Annotated in this window: 24 protein-coding genes and 1 pseudogene; 7 read left to right on the top strand and 18 right to left on the bottom strand. The window is 63.8% G+C overall.

Translation table 11 applies throughout. From position 1 onward, the window contains the following. Positions 1-10: 10 nt before the first annotated feature. The 5 genes from ACNJYD_RS10865 to ACNJYD_RS10845 form a co-directional block, all read right to left on the bottom strand. The gene (locus tag ACNJYD_RS10865) at positions 11-1903 is read right to left on the bottom strand and encodes a TRAP transporter large permease (RefSeq protein WP_439366344.1); all 1893 of its coding nucleotides are present in this window, start codon (positions 1901-1903) and stop codon (positions 11-13) included. Then, complete coding sequence (locus tag ACNJYD_RS10860) at positions 1900-2925, bottom strand: TRAP transporter substrate-binding protein (RefSeq protein ID WP_439366342.1); 1026 nt, start codon at positions 2923-2925, stop codon at positions 1900-1902. The genes ACNJYD_RS10865 and ACNJYD_RS10860 overlap by 4 nt, the downstream gene beginning before the upstream one ends. A gap of 190 nt (positions 2926-3115) precedes the next feature. After that, entirely contained in the window at positions 3116-4126 is a 1011-nt protein-coding gene (locus ACNJYD_RS10855) for a transketolase family protein (RefSeq protein WP_439366341.1), read from the bottom strand. Beyond that, positions 4123-4962 (bottom strand): transketolase, encoded by an 840-nt coding sequence (locus ACNJYD_RS10850; RefSeq protein WP_439366339.1) that lies wholly within the window; start codon positions 4960-4962, stop codon positions 4123-4125. Before ACNJYD_RS10850 ends, ACNJYD_RS10855 begins: the two co-directional genes overlap by 4 nt. 24 nt (positions 4963-4986) lie before the next feature. After that, entirely contained in the window at positions 4987-5736 is a 750-nt protein-coding gene (locus ACNJYD_RS10845; RefSeq protein WP_439366337.1) for an SDR family NAD(P)-dependent oxidoreductase, read from the bottom strand. Between the two features lie 107 nt (positions 5737-5843). On the opposite strand from ACNJYD_RS10845, the gene ACNJYD_RS10840 reads away from it, so the two are divergent. Beyond that, complete coding sequence (locus ACNJYD_RS10840) at positions 5844-6740, top strand: LysR substrate-binding domain-containing protein (protein WP_439366335.1); 897 nt, start codon at positions 5844-5846, stop codon at positions 6738-6740. 109 nt (positions 6741-6849) lie between these two features. On the opposite strand, the pseudogene ACNJYD_RS10835 reads toward ACNJYD_RS10840, so the two are convergent. The 4 genes and pseudogenes from ACNJYD_RS10835 to ACNJYD_RS10820 form a co-directional block, all read right to left on the bottom strand. Then, a pseudogene (locus ACNJYD_RS10835) lies at positions 6850-7201 on the bottom strand (ABC transporter); the annotation flags it as partial. Positions 7202-7385: 184 nt separating this feature from the next. After that, a complete protein-coding gene (locus tag ACNJYD_RS10830) occupies positions 7386-8363 on the bottom strand; it encodes a peptidyl-alpha-hydroxyglycine alpha-amidating lyase family protein (protein WP_439366333.1) in 978 nt (325 codons plus the stop codon). Between the two features lie 38 nt (positions 8364-8401). Next, entirely contained in the window at positions 8402-9073 is a 672-nt protein-coding gene (locus tag ACNJYD_RS10825; RefSeq protein ID WP_439366332.1) for a 4-carboxy-4-hydroxy-2-oxoadipate aldolase/oxaloacetate decarboxylase, read from the bottom strand. A 96-nt stretch (positions 9074-9169) separates the two neighbouring features. Then, complete coding sequence (locus ACNJYD_RS10820; protein WP_439366330.1) at positions 9170-10141, bottom strand: LysR substrate-binding domain-containing protein; 972 nt, start codon at positions 10139-10141, stop codon at positions 9170-9172. A gap of 201 nt (positions 10142-10342) precedes the next feature. Between ACNJYD_RS10820 and ACNJYD_RS10815 the strand changes: the two genes are divergently transcribed. The 6 genes from ACNJYD_RS10815 to ACNJYD_RS10790 are packed head-to-tail and all read left to right on the top strand — an operon-like array spanning position 10343 to position 14996. Continuing rightward, positions 10343-11101: an SDR family oxidoreductase gene (locus tag ACNJYD_RS10815; protein ID WP_439366329.1), complete on the top strand. Its 759-nt coding sequence runs from the start codon at positions 10343-10345 to the stop codon at positions 11099-11101. Between the two features lie 47 nt (positions 11102-11148). Beyond that, positions 11149-11610, top strand: coding sequence for an acetyl-CoA carboxylase biotin carboxyl carrier protein (locus ACNJYD_RS10810; protein ID WP_439366327.1), 462 nt, complete (start codon positions 11149-11151; stop codon positions 11608-11610). Continuing rightward, entirely contained in the window at positions 11610-12965 is a 1356-nt protein-coding gene (gene accC, locus ACNJYD_RS10805; RefSeq protein ID WP_439366325.1) for an acetyl-CoA carboxylase biotin carboxylase subunit, read from the top strand. The genes ACNJYD_RS10810 and accC overlap by 1 nt, the downstream gene beginning before the upstream one ends. Then, on the top strand, positions 12962-13624 hold the full coding sequence (pxpB, locus tag ACNJYD_RS10800) for a 5-oxoprolinase subunit PxpB (protein ID WP_370141715.1): 663 nt from the start codon (positions 12962-12964) through the stop codon (positions 13622-13624). Before accC ends, pxpB (ACNJYD_RS10800) begins: the two co-directional genes overlap by 4 nt. Then, on the top strand, positions 13621-14598 hold the full coding sequence (locus ACNJYD_RS10795; protein WP_439366323.1) for a biotin-dependent carboxyltransferase family protein: 978 nt from the start codon (positions 13621-13623) through the stop codon (positions 14596-14598). Before pxpB (ACNJYD_RS10800) ends, ACNJYD_RS10795 begins: the two co-directional genes overlap by 4 nt. Continuing rightward, positions 14589-14996 (top strand): acetyl-CoA carboxylase biotin carboxyl carrier protein, encoded by a 408-nt coding sequence (locus tag ACNJYD_RS10790; protein ID WP_439366322.1) that lies wholly within the window; start codon positions 14589-14591, stop codon positions 14994-14996. Before ACNJYD_RS10795 ends, ACNJYD_RS10790 begins: the two co-directional genes overlap by 10 nt. On the opposite strand, the gene ACNJYD_RS10785 is transcribed toward ACNJYD_RS10790, so the two are convergent. The 9 genes from ACNJYD_RS10785 to ACNJYD_RS10745 form a co-directional block, all read right to left on the bottom strand. After that, positions 14989-15756, bottom strand: coding sequence for a LamB/YcsF family protein (locus ACNJYD_RS10785; RefSeq protein ID WP_439366320.1), 768 nt, complete (start codon positions 15754-15756; stop codon positions 14989-14991). The two genes, ACNJYD_RS10790 and ACNJYD_RS10785, sit on opposite strands and share 8 nt — an antisense overlap. Positions 15757-15791: 35 nt before the next feature. Next, positions 15792-16769 (bottom strand): biotin-dependent carboxyltransferase family protein, encoded by a 978-nt coding sequence (locus tag ACNJYD_RS10780; protein WP_439366318.1) that lies wholly within the window; start codon positions 16767-16769, stop codon positions 15792-15794. Further along, a complete protein-coding gene (gene pxpB / locus ACNJYD_RS10775) occupies positions 16766-17461 on the bottom strand; it encodes a 5-oxoprolinase subunit PxpB (protein WP_439366316.1) in 696 nt (231 codons plus the stop codon). Before pxpB (ACNJYD_RS10775) ends, ACNJYD_RS10780 begins: the two co-directional genes overlap by 4 nt. Positions 17462-17599: 138 nt before the next feature. Continuing rightward, complete coding sequence (locus ACNJYD_RS10770) at positions 17600-18694, bottom strand: ABC transporter ATP-binding protein (protein WP_439366313.1); 1095 nt, start codon at positions 18692-18694, stop codon at positions 17600-17602. A gap of 11 nt (positions 18695-18705) precedes the next feature. Beyond that, a complete protein-coding gene (locus ACNJYD_RS10765; RefSeq protein WP_439360729.1) occupies positions 18706-19770 on the bottom strand; it encodes an extracellular solute-binding protein in 1065 nt (354 codons plus the stop codon). Between the two features lie 29 nt (positions 19771-19799). Beyond that, entirely contained in the window at positions 19800-20603 is an 804-nt protein-coding gene (locus ACNJYD_RS10760; RefSeq protein ID WP_439366312.1) for an ABC transporter permease, read from the bottom strand. Beyond that, the gene (locus tag ACNJYD_RS10755) at positions 20603-21604 is read right to left on the bottom strand and encodes an ABC transporter permease (protein WP_439366310.1); all 1002 of its coding nucleotides are present in this window, start codon (positions 21602-21604) and stop codon (positions 20603-20605) included. Before ACNJYD_RS10755 ends, ACNJYD_RS10760 begins: the two co-directional genes overlap by 1 nt. Before the next feature lie 149 nt (positions 21605-21753). Next, complete coding sequence (locus tag ACNJYD_RS10750) at positions 21754-22956, bottom strand: pyridoxal phosphate-dependent aminotransferase (protein ID WP_439366309.1); 1203 nt, start codon at positions 22954-22956, stop codon at positions 21754-21756. Continuing rightward, the gene (locus ACNJYD_RS10745; protein ID WP_439366308.1) at positions 22949-23752 is read right to left on the bottom strand and encodes an SDR family oxidoreductase; all 804 of its coding nucleotides are present in this window, start codon (positions 23750-23752) and stop codon (positions 22949-22951) included. The genes ACNJYD_RS10750 and ACNJYD_RS10745 overlap by 8 nt, the downstream gene beginning before the upstream one ends. Positions 23753-23957 lie beyond the last annotated feature (205 nt).

Below are 23957 nucleotides of genomic sequence, written 5' to 3'. Positions count from 1 at the left end.
TTCGGAGCAGTCAAAGGAAGCCGATCGACAGCCAGGGCACGGCGGCAATAATTAAGGTGCCGATCAAGAGTGCGATCATATAGCCCACAATCGGCTTCATGCCCTGGTCCGGATTGATGCGGCTGATCGCGCAGGCCGCGTAATAGCCGACGCCGAACGGCGGCGCAAACAGGCCGATGCCCATGGCGAGGACGACCACCATCGCGTAGTGTACATCGTGCACCCCGACCTGCCGCGCGATCGGGAACAGCAACGGACCGAACAGGACGATGGCCGGGATTCCCTCCAGCACGCTGCCGAGGATCACGAAAGTCACGATCGTAACTGCCAGGAAGACGGGGACCCCGCCGGGTAGGCTGGTCATGAATTTGGCCAGAGAAGCCGAAAATCCCGACTGGGTCAGCGCCCACGCCATGCCTGTCGCCGCGCCGATGATGAGCAGGATCGCCCCTGACAGCGAGGCTGTCTCGACCAGCATCGGGTAGATGCGACGCCAATCGAACTGCCGATAGATGAACAGACCGGCGCAGACCGAGTACAGGATGCCGATCGTCGAGACTTCCGTTGCCGTCGCAACGCCCTCGACGACCGCTGTGCGGATCACGAACGGCAGTGCGATAGCAGGTATCGCGATCACAAAGGCCCGCCCGATTTGCCGGCCGGTAGCCCGTTTGACGTGAGACAGGTCTTCGCGGCGGTATCGCCACCAGACTACGGCCGCGAGCATAACCGCGAGCACCACGCCGGGGAGCAACCCGCCAGTGAAGAGGGCCGAGATCGACACGCCGGTCACCGAGCCGATCGTGATCAGAACCAGCGAGGGCGGGATGGTCTCGGTCTGCGCGCCGGTTGCCGCCAGAAGCGCAACGAGGTCGCCCGGCTTGGCCCCGCGCTGCCGCATCTCGGGAAACAGGACCGGAGCCACCGCAGCCATGTCGGCCGCCTTGGACCCAGAAATGCCCGAGACCAGATACATCGCCCCGACCAGCACGTAGTGCAATCCGCCGCGCACGTGGCCCAGCAGGCTCGCCAGGAAGCTGACCGTGGCGCGCGCCATGCCCGTCATCTCGATCAGAAGGCCGAGAAAGACGAAGAGCGGCACGGCGAGCAGGATCAGGTGGCTCATGCCCTCGTCCATTCGCCCGATCATCACCACGTCGGGCGTGCTGGTTGTGAGAGCGAGATAGCCGACGGTGGCGAGGCCGAATGCGAAGGCGATCGGGACGGCCGCGAAGACCATTGCGCCGACGACGAAAACGAAGAAGATCAGAAGATTCAGATTGCCGAGCGGCTTCAAGACGGGAGCGAGCAGAACGAACATCGCGAGGATGCCCGCGACCATCGCGACCGAAGCCAGCAGGTTGCGCAGGGTCGCGATGCGGATCAGCCGGATAACCGCTGCGATCAGCATCAAGCCGATGCCGATCGGCAGCGCCGCCGCGCGCCAGCTGTTGACGATCTCGAGCGCCGGCGTCGTGACGAAGGCCTCGTCGGCCGCGAACTCATAGGCCGGCCAGACGACCAGCACGAGGAAGGCCAGCGACGCTGCGGCCGCGATGGTGTCCAGAAACGCGCGAACTTCCGTACTCAGTACGCCGACGATCGCGGTCATCCGCATGTGCTCGCCGCGCTGGAACGCAATCACGGATCCGAGCATGGCGAGCCAGAGGAACAGAATGCCGGCAAGCTCGTCAGACCAGATGATCGGCGAGCGGAACACGTATCGCCCCACGATGCCGGCAGACAGCACAGCGATCTCCGCCAGCACGAGCAGTGCTGCCGGGACCGCCACGATATGGCCAAGCACGCTGTTCGCCGTTATCACCCAACTGCGCCAGCTTGCATGCGGGGCGCTGGCCGCCACACCGGCATCGACGTGGGGCGGATGGCTCACGCTGGTCATGATAACTGGCCTGCGGCTTTTTCGAGCTGCGACCATGCCTCCTCGCCAAACTTGGCTTTCCAGTCGGCGTAGAAGCTGGTTTTGGACAAGGCCTGGCGGAAGGCGGCGCGATCGACGTCGATGAATTTGAGGCCCTTGGCCGAAAGATCGGCGCGCAGTGACTGGCTGAGCTTCGCGATGTCGGCGCGCTGATCGACCGCGGAGCGGTCGAGCTCTCGCGTCACGATCGCCTGCACGTCCTTCGGCAGGCGCTCGAAAGCGCGCTTGTTGCCGAGGATCCAGTAGCCGTCCCAGACGTGCCCCGTCAGGCTGCACGTGCTCTGCACTTCATAGAGACGGGCAGTCGCGATGATGGGCAACGGATTTTCCTGCCCGTCAACGACCTTGGTTTGCAACGCGGAATAGACCTCGTTGAAGTTGATCGGCGTCGGCCCGGCGCCGAGCGCCTTGAAGAGCGAGGTGAGCAGCGGCGCGGGCGGAACGCGGATCTGGAAATTCTTCAGATCATCCGGGGTGCGGATCTCGCGGCCGGACGAGGTCACCTGACGGAAGCCGTTGTCCCAGGTCTTGGACACCGCCATGATCGGCGTCTTGGCGATCTGCGTCCGGATGTAGGTGCCGAGCTCGCCGTCCATGGCCTTCCACACGCTGTCGTAGTCGGTGAATGCGAAGCCGGTGTTCACGATGCCGGCGCTTGGCACCAGGGTGGCAAGGATCGAGGAGGATTGGTTGAAGAACTCGACGCCGCCGCTGCGAACTTGGGTCAGGAGCTCGGTGTCGGAGCCGAGCTGATTGGCCGGGAACAGCCTGATCTCCAGCCGGCCGCTGGTTGCTTCGCGGATACGGTCGATCGCCTCTTGCGCTCGTACATTCACCGGATGGGTTGGATCCTGCCCGGTCGCGAACTTATAAACGAACTCGGCGGCAGAAGCCGGGCGGGTCAGAATCCCGCAAAGAGGTACGGCGCTGGCCGCGAGCAACAGCGAACGTCGGCTGATGCGCCCGGTCTTCGAGCTAGTCATGTCTTCCTCCTGCTCCTTCATTGTCGTTGTGCCGGCTGCAACAGCCTACTGTGTGCAAACCTTTTGTATTTTTCGTTCACCAGCTCTCGATCGCCGGCGTCTAGACAAGAGGCGTCGTTCGCCGCCGCGACGTGCACCGCGGGTGGCTGCTCACTAGAGCCTGGCTGGGTTGGCGCTTAGCCTCGCTGCGCTAAAGCCACAGCTTCACCTGCCTCGCAACCTCTGCGGTGGAAATGCCGTAGCGATCGTGCAGGGTCGGAAGTGCGCCCGCGTCAAGAAATTCGTCCGGCAATGCAATCTGGCGGAACGGCGGATGGACACCGGAACGCATCAGGAGTGCGGCAATCGCCTCCCCGAGACCGCCAATCGTCGTGTGGTTTTCGGCAACGACGACCAGGCGGCCCGACTTGCCGGCTTCACGCAGTATCGTCTCGGCGTCGAGCGGCTTTATGGTGGGGACATGGAGCACCGCAGCATCGATGCGGTCGTTCTTCAGAGTTTGCAACGCCTCAAGCGCACGCATGGTCATGATGCCCGATGAGATGATCAGAACATCCTTCCCGTCGCGGATCAGCTTGGCCTTGCCGAGCTCGAACTTGTAGTCGTATTCGTCAAGCACGACCGGCACCTGGCCTCGCAGCAGGCGCATGTAGACCGGCCCCTGATGCGCCGCGATCGCGGGCACCAGCTGGTCGATTTCATGCGCATCGCAGGGATCGATGACCGTCATGTTCGGCATCGCGCGAAAAAGCGCGAGATCCTCCGCGGCTTGATGACTCGGGCCATAGCCCGACGTCAGACCGGGCAACGCGCAGACGATCTTCACGTTGCGGTCTTCCTCCGCAATCGTCTGGTGAATGAAGTCGTAAGCACGGCGCGAAGCGAACACCGCGTAGGTGGTAGCGAACGGCATGAAGCCTTCGGCGGCAAGACCTGAGGCCGCGCCGAACAGAAGCTGTTCCGCCATGCCCATCTGGTAGTAGCGATCCGGAAATTCTTTCGCAAAGATGTGCAGGTCGGTGTATTTGCCGAGATCGGCCGTCATGCCGACCACATCGGGACGGCTGCGCGCGAGCTCGACGAGCGCTTGTCCAAACGGCGCCGGTTTCGTTTTCTGCCCTTCCGATGCGATCGAAGCGATCATGGCTGAGGTGGTCAGGCGCGGCTTGCCCGGCTGGGGTGCTGATCTGACGGTCTTCATGCCTGCCTCCCGGCTTCCAGCGCGGCCAGCGCGAGCTGCCATTCGTGCTGCTCGACCCGGATGAAATGGTTCTTTTCGCGCTGCTCCAGGAAAGGAACGCCCTTGCCCATCAGCGTGTCGGCGACGATCATGCGCGGCTTGGGCGCTGGGTGAGACTTGGCGGCATCGAACGCGGCAACCACGGCGTCGAGATCGTTGCCGTCGATCCGCTGTACGAACCAGCCGAAAGCCTGAAGCTTCTCGACCAGCGGCTCGAACGCCATCACCTGCGTCGAAGGACCGTCCGCCTGCTGATTGTTGACGTCGACGATGCCGATCAGATTGTCGAGCTTGTAATGGCCCGCCGACTGGATGGCCTCCCAGACCGAGCCCTCATCGAGCTCGCCGTCGGAGAACAACGTGTACACCCGCACCTCGGAGTTCTTGCGCTTCAGCCCCAAGCCCATGCCGACGGCGATGCTGAGCCCAAGCCCGAGCGAGCCGCCCGACATTTCCATTCCGGGCGTGTAGGAGGCCATGCCCGACATCGGCAGGCGACTCTCATCGCTGCCATAGGTTTCGAGCTCGTCCTCGGGGACGATCCCCGCCTCGATCAAAGCCGCATAAAGCGCGATGGCGTAGTGCCCGTTTGATAACAGGAAGCGGTCGCGGTCTTCCCAGGAGGGATCTTCCGGCCGGTAGCGCATTGCGTGAAAATAGGCCACGGCGAGGACGTCGGAGATGTCCAGCGCCTGGGCGATATAGCCCTGGCCCTGGACCTCACCCATGCGCAGCGCATTGCGGCGAATGTTGTAGGCGCGGTCCGCCAACTTGGGCGTGTTGGTCAGCTTTTCCATCGATCTGGACCTTGTCTTGCTGGCTCAGTGGATGAGCATGCCGCCGTTGACGTCGATCACGGCACCAGTTACGTAGGCGGAGAGATCCGAGGCCAGGAAGGTGTAGATGCCGGCGACGTCGTCTGCCGTGCCAAGACGATTGAGCGGAATGCCTTCCAGGATCTTCGTCCTCATCTCGTCGGTCAGCTTGCCCGCGGTGATATCGGTGCCGATCAGGCCGGGCGTCACGCAATTGACGCGGATGCCGTCCGGTCCGAACTCACGGGCCATCGCCTTGGCGAGACCGAGCACGCCAGCCTTCGCGGCCGAATAGTGCGGACCGCCAAAAATTCCGCCGCCGCGCTGGGCCGAAACCGACGACATGCAGGCGATCGATCCGGACTTGCGCGCGCGCATGTGCGGGATCACCGCCTGGGAGAGGAACAGAATGCCCTTCAGATTGACGTCCTGAATGCGATCCCAATCAGCCGGCGAGATATCCAGGAACTTGACCGGCTGGGTGATGCCGGCGTTGTTGATGAGAATATCGATGCTTGCGAAGGATTCGATCACGCGAGCGACGGCCTGCTCGCAGGATGATTTGTCGGCGACATCGCATTGCAGCCCAATGTGGGACTTGCCAAGCGATGCCGCGGCGTCCGCCGCCGCGCTCGCGTCAATGTCGAGAATGCCGACCCGGGCGCCCTCGGCGGCGAACCGCCGTGCCGTGGCAAGCCCGATGCCGCGCGGCGATGCCGCGCCCGAAATGATGGCCGTCTTGCCGCTGAGCAGCATCAGTCCCTCCCCTAGATTGTTTCTCGGCAAGGCTAGGAATGCACCCGGGACGCGCAACAGACAAACGCACAGTTGTCACGGATCGATGAATCTGGTTCACTTATGGAATGCTGTCGAATGTCCCGATATCGGCAATTCGCGCCTTTGAAGCCGCTGCTCGCACGGGATCATTCCGCGATGCGGCGAATGAGCTTCACCTGACGCCGAGTGCGGTCAGTCATGCCATCCGCAAGCTGGAGGACACGCTTCGCACCGTTCTGTTCGAGCGCAGCGCGCGATCGGTGCGGCTCACGCCAGCCGGCGAAAATCTGATGCGACACACGGGAGCGGCATTTGATCAGCTTCGCCGTGGCCTTGAGGAAGTCGCCGCGCGCGGACCGCAATTGGTGCGCGTCCATTCGGCACCCAGTTTTGCCGCGCAGTGGCTTGCACCACGGCTTGCACAGTTTCTCGCCGCTTATCCGAAGCTCGAAGTCCGCCTGGCTGCGAGCACGGACTACGCTCGCTTCAGCAACGATGATTTTGATATCGACATCGTCTACGGTCCGCCGCGCGCGGAGGGCGTGGAGGTTGTTCCTCTGCCGGAGGAGACGGTCACCCCGCTGTGTTCCCCTGTTCTCGCCAAAGGGATCAGAAAGCCCGCTGATCTCCTCGATCAGACACTAATCCGCTCTGATGTGAAGCAGGTTCAGTGGCACCAATGGTTCACGGCGAACGGATTGGAAGCCCCTGCCCTCCACGGCATGAGGTTTGATCGCAGCTTTCTGGCGATCGCAACGGCAGCGGAGGGATTGGGAGTCGCGCTAGAATCAACGCTACTGGCCGAACGTGAACTGGCGAGCGGGCGATTAGTTGCACCGCTGGCTGGACGCGCCAACGATATCCGATATATCGGTCACCGCCTGATCTACCCGCGCGCTAGCCGCCAGAGATCGGCAGTGCGGGCCTTTGCAGATTGGGTCATGGCGCAACTCGATGGCGAAAATACCATTCCCCGGCGCTGAAATTCTTCGCACCACGTTCGATAGTACACACGCCGGCGAAAGAGCAGCGACGGGCCCTAGCTCGGGATAGAGCCTGCTCCTATCGATGTGAATGGCACCAACTCAAAAATCATGGGAGCGGCGTGAACTGGCTGAGGGGCGCACCTTGTCGGTGCGCGTCATCTTAAACTCGGTGCTCGGACCAAGCCACTTGTCCCAAAGTTGGTTGATCTCGCCATCGCGAGTAGGATCTCGTTGATCTTCTCGAGCAACGCCGGATCGTCCTTCTTCATGCCGACGCCGATCGGCTGCAGCACCAGTGGCTCCTCGATCATCTTTAGCGGCTGCCCGGCCTCCTTGGACTGGTTCACGACTATTTGCTACCATTCCGCCGCCTTGTTCTCTTGAACCGCCATGAAGGCCGAACCAGTATCGACGAAAGTCAGCGGGTCGGATTCGTTCATCTTGATCGCGAGTTCCGCATCGATTGCTCAAGATCACGACTTGCAGGTTGGCTCGGGAGAGGTGCGTACCGGCGCGCGAGTCGCGGCGCGATTTCCGGTAGGAGGCAGGATATGGTCCGAACCGTTACCTAAGTGGAGCAACGATCGATCTGAGGCTCTAAGCGTTGAAGATTCAGCCCGCGATATGGGAGAGTGAAACGATCTAGCGCGGAACGTCGGTCACTTTCTCCAGCTTCTGCAGGCAACGCGAAGTGCGGACCACGGCCGGCATCTCCTCGTCCGGGAAGTTCGTCTTCCAGTCGGTGACGCCGACCTCGCCAACATACATGTCGCCTCTGGAGTCTAGCGCGATCCCATGCGGCGCGAGGAACTTGCCGCTCGCAAGACCGGGGCCATCCTCGCCGCCGAGCCGCGCGATGCGCTTGCCCTTGGCGTCCACGATCGACAGCCGCGGGCCGAGATTGGGCACTTTGCGGTTGACCGGCATGGCGGGACCGAGTTCGCCGATCGGGTTCTTAGCCCCGCCGCAGCGGCACAGCGCACACGGCCGGTGGAGGTTATTCCACTGCGCCTCGTATTTGCCGTTGCCGTCGAACACCTGCACGCGATGGTTCTCGCGGTCGGCGACATAGACCCAGCCATCGGCATCAGCGACGATATTGTGCACGATGTTGAACTGGCCGGGATCGGTGCCGGGCACGCCCCAGCTTCTGATCAGCTTGCCATTCGGCGTGAATTTGTGGATGCGGGCGTTGCCATAGCCGTCGGAGACGTAGATCTCGCCCTTCGGCGACAAAGCCGTGTGCGTGCAGCGATGGAAGGGATCACCGCTCATGAACGGTGCGGGCTTCTTGGGAATGCCGATCGTCAGCAGCACCTTGCCATCGGCGGTGCATTTGCGCACGGTGTGGTCGCCGTCGTCGGTGCAATAGAGGTTGTCGTCAGCATCGATATGCAGGCCGTGGGCGCGGGAGAAAAGCCCCTCGCCCCAGCCGCGCAGGAAATTGCCGTCGCGGTCGAACACCACCATCGGATGGGCACCGCGGTTGAAGACGTAGATGCGATCCTTGCTGTCAACCGCGACAGAGGCGACATCGGTGAGCTGCCAGCCGTCCGGCAGCTTCGCCCAATTGTCGATGACGCGATAGCGATGCTCGCCCGAGCCGAGAATGGCTGACACCTGATTTCCCATAACTGCGTGCTGCGGCGCTTGCTCGCTCAGGCGAAGGTGCAGCCCTTGGATTCCAGCACCTTTCCGATGCCGGAGAGCTCGAGGATATCGCCACCGGCCTTGAGGGCCTTCATCACGCCGGCTTCCTTGTCCTCGCGCGCCGCCGACTTGACGCAGACATCGGCGATGTTCTCCTTCGGCACGATCACGACGCCGTCGTCATCGGCGCTGACGATGTCGCCGGGGCGGACGGCGATGCCGCCGATGACGATCGGCTGATTGATGGTGCCGAGGGTCTCCTTGACGGTGCCCTTCATGCAGAGTCCGTAGGAGAAGACGTTGAAGCCGGTGTCACGTACCGCAAGGCCGTCGCGAACGCCGGCATCCGTGACCAGGCCGACGATGCCCTTGGCGACGCAGGCCGTCGCCAGCACCTCGCCGAAGCCACCCTGCTCGGGATGATCGCCCGCGCTGACCACGAGCACGTCGCCTGGCTCGGCCAGCGAGATCGCTGTGATCAGCATTATGTTGTCGCCGGGGTGGCAGCTCACCGTCAGCGCCGGTCCGCAGGCGCGCATGCCGGAATAGATCGGCTTGATGCGGGAGGTCAGCGCGCCCGATCGCCCCTGAGCCTCGTGCAGGGTGGACGGAGGAAACTTCTTGATGCACTCGACAAGCTCGGCGGCGGGCCGATCGAATGTCCTGATCACATGCACCATGAAAACCTCCTTACGAGCGCGATCTCCGTTACACCTCCATAACCAACGGCCTCGAGGCGGCAAATCCAGAATTTGGGATTGCCGCATCGTGTTTCGTTATGGCTCGTCCTTCGGCGCGTCCAGAGGCGGCGTCGGGCCACCCGTGGCAATCGCAGCCGAGCCGGGCTGGGCATCGAACGGCCCCCAGGTCTTGACGATGATCTCAAGCAGGATCTTGTAGACGGCGAATGCGGCGTCGGACAGCGGGGCGCTGTCGGAGATGCAGAGCGACATCTGCTGCGAGGCCGACGGCGCGTTGATCCGCCGGATGCAGAGTTCGTCGAGGTTCGGCAACTCCCGTGCGATCGACATGGGCAGCACTGCCGCCCCCACTCCGGCGGCAATCGCCGAAGAAAGGGTCGATTGGGAATGAATCTCGGCGACGATGCGCGGCCGGAGCCCGGCCTCGGCGCAGACCCGTTCCACCGTCTGCCGCAGGAAGGATTCCCGATATGGCAGAAGGAGGTCGAATTGCGCGACCTCCGCCGCCGAAACGTCCTCCGAAGGCATCTGCTCCGGATACATGCTGCGGGGCGCAACGAGATAGAAGTACTCGCGCATCAGCGGCTTGTAATCGAGACCGGTCACCGGGCGTTCGCCGTAGAGGACGGCCATATCCATGCTCCCCTTCAGCATCATCTCGCTGAGCATGACCCCGGAGCTGTCGTAGATGTGCGGCACGATGCCGGGATAGCGTTCGCGTATCTGCGTGAGCAGCGGGGTCGCCAGCAATGCCGCTGAGCTGAGTGGGGCCAGACCGATCGTGACGTTGCCGGTCAGCTCCGGCTTGTTGTCCAGAATGGTGCGCCTGGCTTCTTCGATTTGCCGCTGGATGGACTTGGCGTAGCGGTAGAGGATTCGTCCGGCCTCGGTGGGTTTGACCCCGCGGGCGCTGCGGTCGAGCAGCTTGCACTTGAAATCCGCCTCCAGGCTCGCAATGTGCTGGCTCAGGGCCGGCTGCGCGACATTCAGCACCTTCGCCGCGCTCGTCATGCTGCCGAGATCCACGACCTTGATGAAGGCCTCCAAGCGTTTCGTATCCAATACGGCGTCTCCGGATATCCAGTCAGGGAGCAGTGCAGCAGCGATAGGCTGAAGCTATGGGATCAGAAGGAATTGTTCTTACCACTGGGAACCTGAGGGGCCTATAGCTAGTGCTGAACTCGTCCGCCGCTCGCGTTGCAGCCGACGCCACCAGCGGGTTGGACGGTAGCAGAGGAGCCCTCGCGGATGGGATTTTCGGACTATCGGACGGCCCTGGTGACAGGCGCATCCTCCGGAATAGGAGCTGCAACGGTTCGCCGCCTGAGTGCGGAAGGGCTCGAAGTCTATGCCGTCGCCCGCGACGCCGCTCGCCTGAGCGCCCTGTCGGCAGAGACCGGATGCCGCACCTGCGCCGTCGACATCAGCGACCTCGATGCGCTTGCCTCATTGGCGAAGTCGGCCGAGTTCGACGTCCTGGTCAACAATGCCGGCCAGTCCCGGCGCGGCAATATCCTGGACACCACGGCGGAGGATGTCGACGCCCTCATCGACGTCAATCTGCGCGCGGTCCTGCATCTGACGCGGCTGATCGTGCCGGGCATGGCGCAACGCGACCGCGGTCATGTCGTCAACATCTCCTCGATCGCCGGCCACTACGCATTCGGCGGCGGCAACACCGTGTATCACGCCACGAAGGCGGGCATTCACTCGCTGTCGCAGCAGCTGCGTGTCGATCTCTACGGGACCAGGGTTCGCGTCACCGAGATATCGCCGGCCCGGGTCGAGACCGAGGTTTTCGGCCGGCTGCTCGGTGACCTCGCCGAAGCCAAGCGTCGCTTCTTCGACGACTATGATTCGCTTCAGCCCGAGGACATCGCCAATTCGCTTGCGTTCGCGGTTGGATCGCCGGCGCGCATGAATGTCGCCTTCATGGAAGTCCTGCCGACCCAGCAGGTCGTCGGCGGCCTCAATTTTGCACAGAAGAGCCGGCGGCCTGCGGAGTGACGCATGAACGCCCCGAACTCGACAGGCCTGCAACGCGGAACGTGACTGTGGACCTCGCCAAAATCGAACAACTCGTCGATCTCGTTACGCGCTCCTCCATCGCGGAGCTGGATCTTACGCAAGACGGTACCCGCATCCGTATCCTCAAGCGCGCGTCGGCTGACGCGCCTGCGGTCCCGGCGCACCATGCAAACCGGGTCACGGTTGAGGCCGCCGCCACGCTCGATCACCAGGAACGCGCTGCTCCCGAGGCCACCGCCGACATTGTCGTGCCCGCGCCGATGCATGGCATCTTCTACCGGGCCGCGGCGCCGGACGAGCCGCCGCTGGTCGAGGTTGGCGCACGGATCGAGGCCGGGCAGAAGATCTGCATCGTCGAAGCGATGAAGACCTTCATCGACATCGCCGCCGAGGCGCCCGGTGTCGTGCTCGCGGTTCTCGCGGAGAACGGTGAGGAGATCGCAGCGGGTCAAGCCCTGTTCCGGATCGGTCCTGCGGGTTCATCCTGATGTTCGACAAGGTCCTGATCGCCAATCGCGGCGAGATCGCGCTTCGCATCCAGCGCGCCTGTCGGGCGATGGGTCTCAAGACGGTCGTCATTCACTCGGAGGCGGACCGCGACGCACGCTATGTCGCACTCGCCGATGAGGCACTCTGCGTCGGACCGGCGCCGGCGAGCAGCACCTATCTCAACGTTGCGTCGATCCTGCTCGCAGCCGAGGTCAGCGGCGCCCAGGCAATTCACCCCGGCTACGGATTTCTCTCGGAGAGCGCGGAGTTCGCCGATCGGGTCGCGCGCGCCGGTCTCACCTTCATCGGCCCGCCTGCGGACTGTATCCGGACCATGGGCGACAAGGTCGCGGCCAAGCGCGCGATGCGGCTGGCGGGCGTGCCTTGCGTGCCGGGGCCGGACAGCGCCCTGCCCGATGATCCGGCCGAGGTGCGCGCGATCGCGCAGGACATCGGATATCCCGTCATCATCAAGGCTGCCGGCGGCGGCGGCGGACGCGGCATGCGGATCGTGCGCAGCGAAGGCGCACTGGACGAGGCGCTGGCGCTGACCCGCGCGGAAGCCAGCAAGGCCTTCAAGAACGCTGCTGTCTATATCGAGAAATTCCTCGAAAAACCCCGTCATATCGAGATCCAGGTGCTGTGCGACCAGCACGACAACCATCTCTGGCTCGGCGACCGCGACTGCTCGCTGCAGCGCAGGAACCAGAAGGTGGTGGAGGAAGCCCCCGCGCCCGGCATCGATCGCGCGCTGATCGAGCGGGTTGGCGCGAGCTGCGTCGAAGCCTGCCGGCGGATCGGCTATCGCGGCGCCGGCACGTTCGAATTCCTCTACGAGGACGGGCAGTTCTTCTTCATCGAGATGAACACGCGCGTCCAGGTGGAGCATCCCGTCACCGAGATGACGACGGGCATCGACATCGTCAAGGCGCAGATCCGCATCGCGCAAGGCGAGCCGTTGGGCATCGCGCAGGGCGACATCGCCCGTGTCGGCCATGCCGTCGAATTCCGCATCAATGCCGAGGACCCCACCACTTTCGCGCCCTCGCCCGGCACGGTGACGCGCTGGGATGTTCCCGGCGGCATCGGCATCCGCGTCGATTCGCATATCACCGCGGGCGCTACCGTTCCCCGACACTATGACTCGCTGATCGGCAAGCTGATCGCCCACGGCGGCACCCGCGAGGAGGCCCTGGCACGCGCGCGCGTCGCCTTGTCCGAACTCTGCGCCGAAGGCATCCGGACCAATGTGCCGTTGCATCAGGCGATCCTCGCCGATCCCGCGTTCTGCCGCGGCGGCTACGACATCCATCATCTCGAGCACTGGATGAATGCGAAGGTAGCCGCGCCATGACCACGCCGGACCGGCCGCGGATCAGCCTGCTCGGGACGTCGGCGCTCCTGTTCGAGGCGCCCGGCGCGTTCGACCTGCCGCATCAGCGGCGCATCTGGGCGTTGGCGGCCACCGCGTCGAAATGGCCAGGAATCCGCGAGGCCATTCCCGGCATCACCAACATGATGCTGACTTTCGAGACCCCTCCGCGCGAGCTGGACGCCTTGATCGCCGCTCTCAACGACGGCTGGGACGCGGCGGACAGCCTCGCGATCGGCGGCCGCGAGATCAGGCTGCCCGTCACCTATGGCGGCGAGATCGGATCGTCGCTTCAGTCCGTCGCCGATCATTGCGGCCTGTCCGTCGACGACGTGGTCTCGATCCATGCCGCGCCGCTCTACACCGTGTTCGCGCTCGGCAGCCATCCCGGCTATTGCTATCTCGGCGGCATGGACCCGCGCATCACCATGCCGCGGCGACAGACGCCGCTGCAACGCTCCGCGGGCGGCTCGGTCTCCATCGGCGGATCGCAGACCGGTGTCTCCGCATCATCAGGGCCGAGCGGCTGGCACGCCATCGGGCATACGAGCTGGACATTCTTCGATCCATCCTGGCCGACGCCAGCCGCGCTCGCGCCGGGCGATACGATCCGGTTCGAGATCGAACGGGTGATCCTGTGATCGAGATCCTGTCAGTCACGGGGCCCGCGAGCGTCCAGGATCTCGGCCGCCTCGACCAGTATCGCTTCGGGGTCGGCACGTCGGGTGCGATGGACGATGTCGCCCTGCGCGCCGGCAACATCCTTCTCGGCAACGACGAGAACGCCGCCGGCATCGAAATCCCGATGCTGCCGTTCAAGCTTCGATTCGACCGGGACATGGCCTTTGCGCTCACGGGTGCCGATATCGAGGCCGAGAGCACAGGACGCGTGATCCCGCCATGGTGGCGGTCGCACGCCCGTGCCGGCGATATTCTCACCATCAAGGCAATGCCCCGCGGCGCACGCCTCTATCTGACCGTTGGCGGCGGCATCGACGTGCCCATGGTGCTGGGCTCGCGCAGCACGCAGTTTCGCGGCGAGTTCGGCGGCTGGCACGGACGGCCGCTCCAGCCAGGCGACATCCTGCCTTGTGCGGCATCCACCGCTGCCATCGGCGAGCTCGGTGTCGAGCCGGCCGAGATCACGCTGGCGCGGCCGAGCACCGCCGCGGACGAGACCATCGTCAGGGTCGTGATTGCCGGCGAGTATGACGGGTTCGACGCCGCCACGCAGGCGCTGTTCTGGTCCAGCAGTTGGAAGATCACGCCGCAGAGCAACCGTTACGGCTACCGCCTGCAGGGCCCCGCCGTGAAGCCGGAGGTGCCGATCGAGAAGCGCTCGCACGGCATCGTCCCCGGCGTCATCCAGATTCCGCCGAACGGACAGCCGATCATCCAGATGCGCGACGCGCAGACCTCCGGCGGCTACCCGAAGATCGCAACCGTGATCGGCGCCGATTTGTGGCGCGTCGGGCAGGCGCGGCTCGGCAGCAGACTGCGGTTCGAGCAAACTGCTTACGCCGACGCGCTGGCAGCCGAAGCCGAGATGTCGGCCTATCTCGATCGGCTCAGGACCAATGTGCGCCTTGTCGAGGAGACCAGAACATGCCGATAGAGCTGACCGATATCGCGCGTCTGGCGCAGATCCTCGAAAGGTCCGGGGTCGACACGATCGAGATCGAGGAACCCGGCCAGTCCTTGAAGCTCGTCGTCGACACGGGACCGCGAATGGCCGTGTCACCGACGCTCGCCGTCCCCGCCGATGATCATTCCGTCGTCGCCAAAGCAGACGTCGCGGGGCATTTCCTCGCGGCTCATCCCTGGCGGGATAAGCCGCTCGTCGCACAGGGCCAGCGCATCGAGGCCGGGGCGATCGTCGGCCTCGTCAAAATCGGGCTCTTGTATGCGCCCATCGTGGCGCCGGCCGCCGGCACCGTCGATGCCGTGATCGCGGAGCCTGGCGCTACGATCGGCTACGGCACACCGGTCGTGCGCATCCGCACGCTCAGTTGAGCAGGACGGTCGCGGGCGTGACTTCGCCGCCGCCCTGCTCGATCACGCGGCGCACGGTCGCGGCAAGGTTGACCGATCCGGGCGTGTCGCTGTGGATCAGGATCGAGCGCGCGTCGACCTTGATCGACTTGCCCTCGATGGTCTGCACGGTGCCGCTGTCCAGAAAACGCTTGACCCGCTCGGCCACCGCCTCGGTCGAGGTGATGACGGAGTTGGGAAGCTTGCGGGACACCAGATGGCCGTGCTCGTCATAGGCGCGGTCAGCCAGGAACAGAGTGAGAATGCGCAGGCCCACCTTGCGCGCGGCGCGCACGATCTCGGCGTCAGGCTGCGAGAACACGATGAAATCGCGGTTGATGGTCGCAATGGCGCGGGCAACGACATCGGCCATGTCGGGGTCGGCATTGACCATGTTGCCCATCGCGGCGTGGAAGCTGACATGGGTCACGCGATGGCCCGCATTGGCGGCGATCGCCTGCAAGGCGCCGATCTGGTAGACCATGTGCTTCTCGAGCTCGGCGGCGTCCATCTGGATCACGCGGCGGCCGAATCCGAGCAGGTCAGGCAGGCCTGGATGGGCGCCGACCTCGACTCCCTTCTGCTTCGCCAGGCGAACCATGCGATCCATGATGATGGGATCGCCGGCGTGGAAACCGCACGCCACGTTGGCCGACGAGATGATGCTCATCAGCGCCTCGTCGTCGCAGATGCGATAATTGCCAAAACCTTCGCCCATGTCGGAATTAATGCCGATTTTCATGTTCGTACCCTGCTCTTGTTGTTGTTGACGTCCACTCAAAGCGCTCGATAGAGATCCGCGGTCGCACGCAACTTTGCAAGATAGTCGTTGACGGGAGCCATGGCCGCGACCGCGTCCTGGTAGCTCACCTCACTGAAGGCGATGACCGATCCCGGCGTCGCCTGGCCGAGGCGCCAGAGATCAGCCTGGATCACGGCCGCCATCTTCGGATAGCCACCGGCCGTATTGGCATCGCTCATCTGGATGATCGGCTCGCCGGCCGGCGGCACCTGCACGACGCCGGCCACCACACCGTGCGAACGCATCTCGACCGGCGCGTCCAATGTCAGCTTGCCGCCGGTGAGACGGTAGCCGCCCCGATCGCTCCGGGCGCTGATCTTCCATCGCGTCGACCAGAACGTCGCCTGCATCGCCTCCGAGAACAGATCGTACTCGCCGGCCCGCATCACGCGTATCTGCAGCACACGGTCATCCGCTGGAGCTGTGCCCGCGAACGCGACATCCGGCGGCGCGACGCCGAAGTCGAAGCGACCGTCGCTGCTGTGCGACGAATTCCCGATCGGCACGACGTCGCCCGCTTGCAAGGTACGGCCCTCGAGCCCGCCGAAGCCGCCGCGCAGATGCGTGCTGCGCGAGCCCAGCACGCGCGGAACATCGATGCCGCCGCCGAACGTCATGTAGACTCGCGCGCCACGCCGCGGCGTCGCGATCGCGAGAATGTCGCCCGCCTTCGCCCGCGTGCACCACCACGGCCGAACGGCCGATCCGGCCAGCGTCGCGTCGTGATCGGCGCCGGTGAGCGCAAAAGCGGTATCGGCCGAAAAGCGCAGGCGGAACGGAAAGGTCTGGATCTCGATGCCGGCCGCATTGTCGTCATTGCCGAGCAGCGCATTGCCGGCGGCGAGCGCGACGGGATCCATGGCGCCCGACGTGCTCACACCGAAACGGCGCGCGCCAAGGCGACCCAGATCCTGGATCGTGTTGAAGGCGGAGCTGGTCAGGATCTCGATCATAGTTCGATCCGATCGATCCTGAACTTGACACGGTCGCCCGGAAGCATGAGCGAGGGCTGTTCGGAGCTCGGATCGAACATGGCGACCGAGGCCCAGCCGATGGCATTCCATCCATTCGGGCTGGTCAGCACCGCAACACCTGTCTGCATCCCGCCGATGGTCACCGAGCCGGCCTGCATGTTGAGCGACGGCACCGATTTACGCGGCATGTGAATGCGCGGGTCGAGGCCGTGGAGATAGCCGAACCCCGGCGAGCTCGCGACCGCGCAGACAGTGTATTCGCCGTCGCTGTGAATCCTGATGACGTCGCGCTCGGACAGTCCGGCTCGGTCCGCGACCGCCGGCAAATCGAAGCCGAGCTCGCCGCCATAGACCACGGGAATCTCGATGAGCTTGCCGTCGGCCTTGCGGCCGGGCAAACGATGCCACAGCTCGACGATCGAAGCGCCGAGCATGCCGATATCCGCCGGCGGCTGCTCGAATACGAGCATCACATTGGTGACGCCGATGACGGCTTCCTGGACGTTGGGCCAGGCGGAAACCGCATCCGCAAGGGCCCAGATGCGGCCCTGTTGCACCAGGTCGAAATCACCCGGCGCCTCGACCAGCATCGCAAGCGTGCCAATCAGGCTGATCTTCGGGCTCTTTTCGATCGTGCCGACAAAGGGAGCGTTTGGCTGATTAATCGACAAAAGGGCCTCGCTGGTCGAACGCCCGTGGCGCTGCCACCCCTAGATCTAGCCAAGCGGCGCAAGCCGATCCAAGACGATGTTCGTCTGCGGGTATAAGGGATGTCGATTGCCGGCAGGACGTCGCGCTCGCCTCCGATTTCAGTGACGCGCAATGACGTGATTGCTGGGCGACTCCCACCGCGCCACGACCTCCTCACCCACCGCGTATCGGAGCCCGGCCTGCTGCGTCTGGTTCTGCTCGAATACGATGATCTGGCCGCCACTCGGCGTCTTAAGATAGTAGTGACTGACGAATCCGCGATAGATGGCCTGGTCGACACGCGCCGTCACGCTGTTGGCGCGTTGCGCCGCCGGGTTCTGGCCGGCTCGCTCGACGACGATCGCTTCGGGCCTGATCGAGACCATCACGTCGCTGGCCGACGACGGGATCTGATCGACCTGAAGGCTCAATTCTGGCGAGACACGGATGACCGCTCCGCGTCCGCTACGCTGCTCGACGGGCCCCTGAAACAGATTTGACGCACCGATGAACTGCGCGACGAATTTCGAGGCCGGACGCTGGTAGATTTCCGTCGCCGAGCCGACCTGCTCGAGCTTGCCATCGCGCATGACCACGATCTTGTCGGCCATCGTCAGGGCTTCGTCCTGGTCGTGGGTCACCATGACGGTGGTCAGACCGAGCCTGCGCTGAAGCGCGCGCAGCTCGACCTGCATGCTCTCGCGAAGCCCCTTGTCGAGCGCGCCGAGCGGTTCGTCGAGGAGCAGCATGGCGGGCTCGATCACGAGAGCCCGCCCCAATGCGACGCGCTGCTGCTGGCCGCCGGAGAGTTGCGCCGGATAGCGCTTCCCGAAGCTGGACAGCTGGACCAGATTGAGGGCTTCGGCCACCTTCCTTGCGGCATTGGCCTTGGATATTCCGCGCATCTCGAGGCCAAAGGCGATGTTCTCCTCGACGGTCAGATGGGGAAACAGCGCGTAGTTCTGGAACAGCATCCCGACATTGCGGCGGTGCACGGGAACGTCGGTCATCCTCTTGTCGTTCACGAAGACGTCGCCGGATGTCGGACGGATCAGCCCCGCGATCATGCGCAGGCAAGTGGTCTTGCCGCATCCGCTCGGACCAAGCAGCGCCACCATGTGGCCCGGCTCGATCGTGAGCGAGACGTCGTCGACCGCGACGGTGCGGTTATATTCCTTGCTGAGGCGGTCAAGCCTGACTTCGGAAGACCTCATGGCAGCCTGTCCTAGCTCGTGAACACCTGATTATAGCGCTCCAGCCACGGGCCGCGGCGAGGAACGATGAACTTCCAATCCGGCGTGAACAGTCCGAGATCGGTCGCCTTGGTGTCGGGATAGGCAAGGAACTTGGCCGTCTCCGGCTTGAAGTCGATGCCGCCGACCGAGGGCGCGCTGAGCGTCTGCTCGGACAGCATCTTGGCGACCGAAGGCTCCAGAATGCGGTTGATCAGGGCACAGGCGAGCTCCGGCTCGGGCGCATTCTTGACCAGCGTCATGCTGTTGATGCCGGTGAACGCACCTTCCTTGGGGAAGGTCATGTCGATCGGCATGCCCTTCGCCGTGTGCGGATAGATCGCCTTCGAATATTCGATGCCGCCGATCGTCGCCTGGCCCTGGGCCACCTGAAGCACCTGCGCCTCGCTGTCGTAGATCGTCAACACGTTGGGCTTGAGGGTCGCGAGCTTGTCCCAGCCGCTATCGACCAGGTATTGCGCCTCCTTCAGCGGCTTGCCGGTCACGAGCGCCGTCGCCACGATGAGCATCAGCACGCTCTGGGTGTTCTTGGGCGTGTTGAGCAGGATCTGCTTGCGATACTTCGCGTCGAAGATCTGCTCATAGCTCTCGAGCGGCTTCGTCACCTGCGGATTGATGAACATCGCCGCGCTGGAGATCGAGAAGCCGACGCCATAGCCGTCCTCGAAGAGATAGCGCGGATAGACCTTCGCAAGGTTCGGAATCTTGGCCGCATCGAGCTTGTCGATCAGCTCCTCCTGCTTGGCCTGGGGGATGCCGACGTCGTCCATCATCATCATGCTGAAGCGTGGCGTATCTCGGGTCGCGCGGAGCGCAGCGATGTTCGAAAGTGTTGCGCCTTCGATCGTGAAGACGCGGCATTTGAACTCGGCCTCGAACTTGGGAATGACCTCCTTCTGGATCAGCTTGCCCAGCGCCGAGTTGTAGACGCCGACATGCAGTTGCTTGGCGTCCTGCGCCCACGACCGGCTGATGATCGTCGGGAAAGCCACCGCGGATGCACCGGCCTTAATGAGAGTCCTACGTGTCAGCTTCATGGGTCCAATCTCCATCTAACCAATGCACATCAGGCAGCCAGCGCGCGGCGAAGGCCGACCAGTTTCTCCAGCAGCAGCACGCCGACCATCGCCATCAGGATGATGATCGTCGACATCGCCGGCACGGAAGGGTCAAAGACGTTGACCAGTTGCCGCATCAGCACGAGCGGCACGGGCGAGTATTCCGAGTTCGCCAGCCACATCGTGACCGGGTAATTGTCGAAGGACACCATGAAGGCGAACAGCCCGCCGGCGGCGACGCCCGAGGCGATCTGCGGCAGCGTCACGCGCCAGAAGGTCGTCAGCCGGTTGGCGCCCAGGGTGCGCGCGGCATCCTCCAGGTTCTCGTCCACGAGCTGGAGGCTGGTGACGACGGTGCGGATGACATAGGGCGACGTCACCACCACATGGCCGATCAGGAGATTGAGCCGCGCATCCTGCGAGCCGAGCTTGGTCAGGACCTGAAGCAAGGCCAGACCGGTGACCAGCGCCGGGAAGATCAGCGGCGATAGCAGGAACCCCTTGATCGCCGCCAGACCGAAGAACCTGCCACGGACCAGCGCAAAGGCCGCGGGCACGCCGAACAGGAGCGAGCCCGCCGTCGTGCCGAGCGCGAGCAGAATGCTCAGCCTCATCGCCTCGAGGAAGTCGCGGTCCTGCAGAACCTTGGCATACCATTTCAGCGTGAAGCCCTGCGGCGGGAATGTCACGAAATAGGAATCGGAGACCGACACCGCCATGACGAGGAGCAGCGGCGCCAGGATGAACAGCATCATGCCGGCGGTGACGGTGTAGAGGATGAAGGCGCCGAAGCCGGAAAACCGCTCGTCCATCACTCGGCCCTCCTCAGACGCCGGCCTTCCAGAAGCCACATCGAGACGCCATTCACCGCGAGGACCAGGCCGACGAGAACGACGGCGATCGCGGCACCAAATGGCCAGTCGTAGACGACGAAGATCTGCTGCTCGATCAGATTGCCGAGCATGACCGCCGATGCGCCGCCCAGGATCGCCGGAATGACGAAGGAGCCGGCGGTGAGCGAAAAGACCAGGGTAAAGCCCGCGACGAAGCCGGGCATGCTCAGCGGAAGTGTCACCCGCAGGAACACCTTCCACCAGGGCGCGCCGAGCATGCGGGCCGCATCTTCGAGGTTGGGATCGATCTTGCCGAGCGCCGAGGCCAGCGGCAGAACCATCATCGGGAAGAACACGTGCAGAGATCCGATGACGACGGCGGCTTCGGTGTAGAGGACCGATATCGGGGCGTCGACGATGTGCAGCGTCATCAGGATCCAGTTCAGCATCCCCTTCGGGCCGTTCTGGAGCACGAGCTGCCAGCCGTAGCCACGAACCACCACGCTCACGATCAGAGGCGCGATGACGATCAGGGTAATGATCCGCGTGACCATCGGACGGCTTTTGACCATCACCAGGGCGACCGGATAGGCGAGCACCGTCGCAAGCACCGAGGTGACGATGCTGATCCGCAGCGTCGTCCAGAGCACACGCGCGTAGAGCTCGACGTTGATCAGACGGGCGTAGTGCGCCAGCGTGAACGGGCGGCCGATGATGCCGCGGCTATCCTGGGTCTGGATGCTCGAGAGCAGCAGCCCCAGCGCCGGATAGAAGAAGAAGTACGTCAGGAATGCCAGCATGGGGACGGCGAGAAGCCCGACAGGCAATGCCAGGCGCCAGCGCGATGCCCGCCGGGTTGCCGGTGGAGCTTGAATACCTAAGACTGCCACCGCATCGTCGCTGGTGGTCATCGCTGGCCGTCCTCGACTGCGCGATACCAAGGCAATACCCCTCTTTGCACAAAGCTTATGCGTCGGCATCCTACAGGACCAAGAACATCTTCGTTTAGGGGCATTAAGAACGATTATGACAATTGGTTCGGCATACTGCTCCGATCTTGGTCGACAAATGCCGCTGGCTGCATCTTTCATTCTCCGCCGAGGGCCAAGCCCCCTGACATATTGACGCGTCAGCGCAGGCTTTCGCAGAAGCTCGCGATACGCCGGCAGCCTTCCTTCAGCGATTCGGTATCGGTCGCGTAGGAAATCCGGAAGTACGGGCTCATGCCATAGGCGCTGCCCGGGACAGCCGCGACATGATGTTCTTCCAGCAGAGCCGCAATGAAGTCGGCATCGGTGTCCAGCCGCCGTCCGCCCTTTGTGGTCTTGCCGATGCAGCCGGCGATGTTCGGAAACACGTAGAAGGCCCCTTGGGGCTTGTGGCAGGTGATGCCCGGAATCTGATTGAGGAGCTTGACCACCAGATCGCGCCGATCGCGATAGATGTCGGCGCGCTCCTTCAGGTAGTCCTGCGGTCCGTCCAGGACGGCGACGGCTGCGGCCTGGCTCACCGTGCAGATTCCGCCGGTCGCCTGACCGTGGACATTGTTCATCGCCGCAATCAGATCCTTGGGACCGCCGCAATAGCCGACCCGCCAGCCGGTCATGGCATAGGCCTTGGACGCGCCGTTCACGGTCACGACGCGATCCTTCAGCTTCGGCTCGACTTCCGCGATGGTACAGAACTCGAAACCATCATAGGTGAGGTGTTCGTAGATGTCGTCGGTGAGGATCCAGAGGTTGGGATGCTTCAGCATGACCTCGGCGATCGCGCGCATCTCTTCGCGCGTGCAGGCAGCCCCCGTCGGATTGTTAGGAAAATTCAGGATCAACCACTTCGTTTTAGGCGTGATCGCCACCTCCAGATCCGCCGGGCGGAGCTTGAACTGGTTGTTCTCCGGGCAAGGCACCGCGACGGGCGTCGCCTCCGCAAGGAGAACTATGTCCGCATAGGTGATCCAGCCTGGCGCCGGAATGACGACCTCGTCGCCGGGATTGCAGGTCGCAAACAGCGCGTTGAAGATGATCTGCTTGCCGCCGTTGGCGATCAGGATCTCGTCGAGGGCGTAATCGAGATTGTTCTCGCGCTTGAACTTGCGCTGCACCGCGGTCCGCAGCGCCACGGTACCCGGCTGCGCCGGATACTTGGTGTCGCCTGTGAGGGCGGCCCGATGTGCGGCCTCGATCGCATGCGGCGGCGTCGGAAAATCGGGCTCGCCGGACGACAGGCCCACGATCTTGACACCGGCGTCCCGGAGCTCGCGCGCCTTGTCCGTCATCGCCGCCGAGGCCGACACCTTCACAGTCTTGAGGCGGGTTGCGAGTTCAGGCATTGTCAGCTCCACTTCTCATTTCTTTCAAACGTGCGGCCTCGGATCGGCTCGCAAATCGCAATTCGCCGACGACCTGGAACGTGGGTACGACCTCGATCGTCGCGACGTTCATCCGCGCCGGCGATCCGACCGCGAACGCAATGGCATCGGCGATGTCTTCGGATTGAAGTGTTTCGAACGCCCCGACGAAGCGGGTATCCGGATTGTCGGCATCGTTCTGGTTCTGGAAGATGCTCGTCGCCACACGCCCGGGTGAGACTTCGGTGACACGAACGCAGGTGCCGTAGAGATCGACGCGCAATTGCTGCGACAGCGAATGAACGCCGGCCTTCGCCGCGTGATAGGCCACAGATGAGTTGAATGTCGTGGCGTTCTCGCCGAAGGCATAGTGGCCGGCGATCGACGAGACATTGACCACGTGGCCGCGGTTGCGCCGCGCCATACTTGGTGCGATCAGCCGCGTCAGGTGCAAAACCGCGCGCAGATTGACGTCGACCAGCTTGTCGACATCGTCGGGCGCCGTATCCAGGATGGTGCCGCGCTGGGACTGACCGGCATTATTGACGAGAACATCGAATTCGGCCGCGCTCGCAAGGCGCGTCAAAGCGTCGAGATCGTTGACATCGACCGCGCACGCGTGACATCCGGTCTCAGCCGACAGGCTGGCCAACCGGCGACCGTCACGCGCCAGCGCGTGGACCTCGAGCCCCTCGGCGCGGAGGCGACGAACCGTCGCAGCCCCGATACCGGAGGACGCGCCCGTCACCAACGCCGTTCGGTAGTCCGAAAATCCCATTCGCAAGGCTCGCTTGCCGTCAGCCAGAGCGGCGGGAAGCTACGTGCAGGGATTGGCACCCGCATACAGCGGATTTGTTCTGCCCTCATAAGGACATTCAATATCCCCCAGCCGAAAGTCGTCCGGCGTGCGAGCCATAAGCACACCCGATGCAGGCAGAGTGAATTTCTCTTACTCGTCGGCGCGCGCATCCGCCTACATTTTG

The organism is Bradyrhizobium sp. SPXBL-02 (assembly GCF_051853065.1).
GTDB lineage: Bacteria > Pseudomonadota > Alphaproteobacteria > Rhizobiales > Xanthobacteraceae > Bradyrhizobium.
This window is presented reverse-complemented; position numbering and strand designations above follow the sequence as displayed.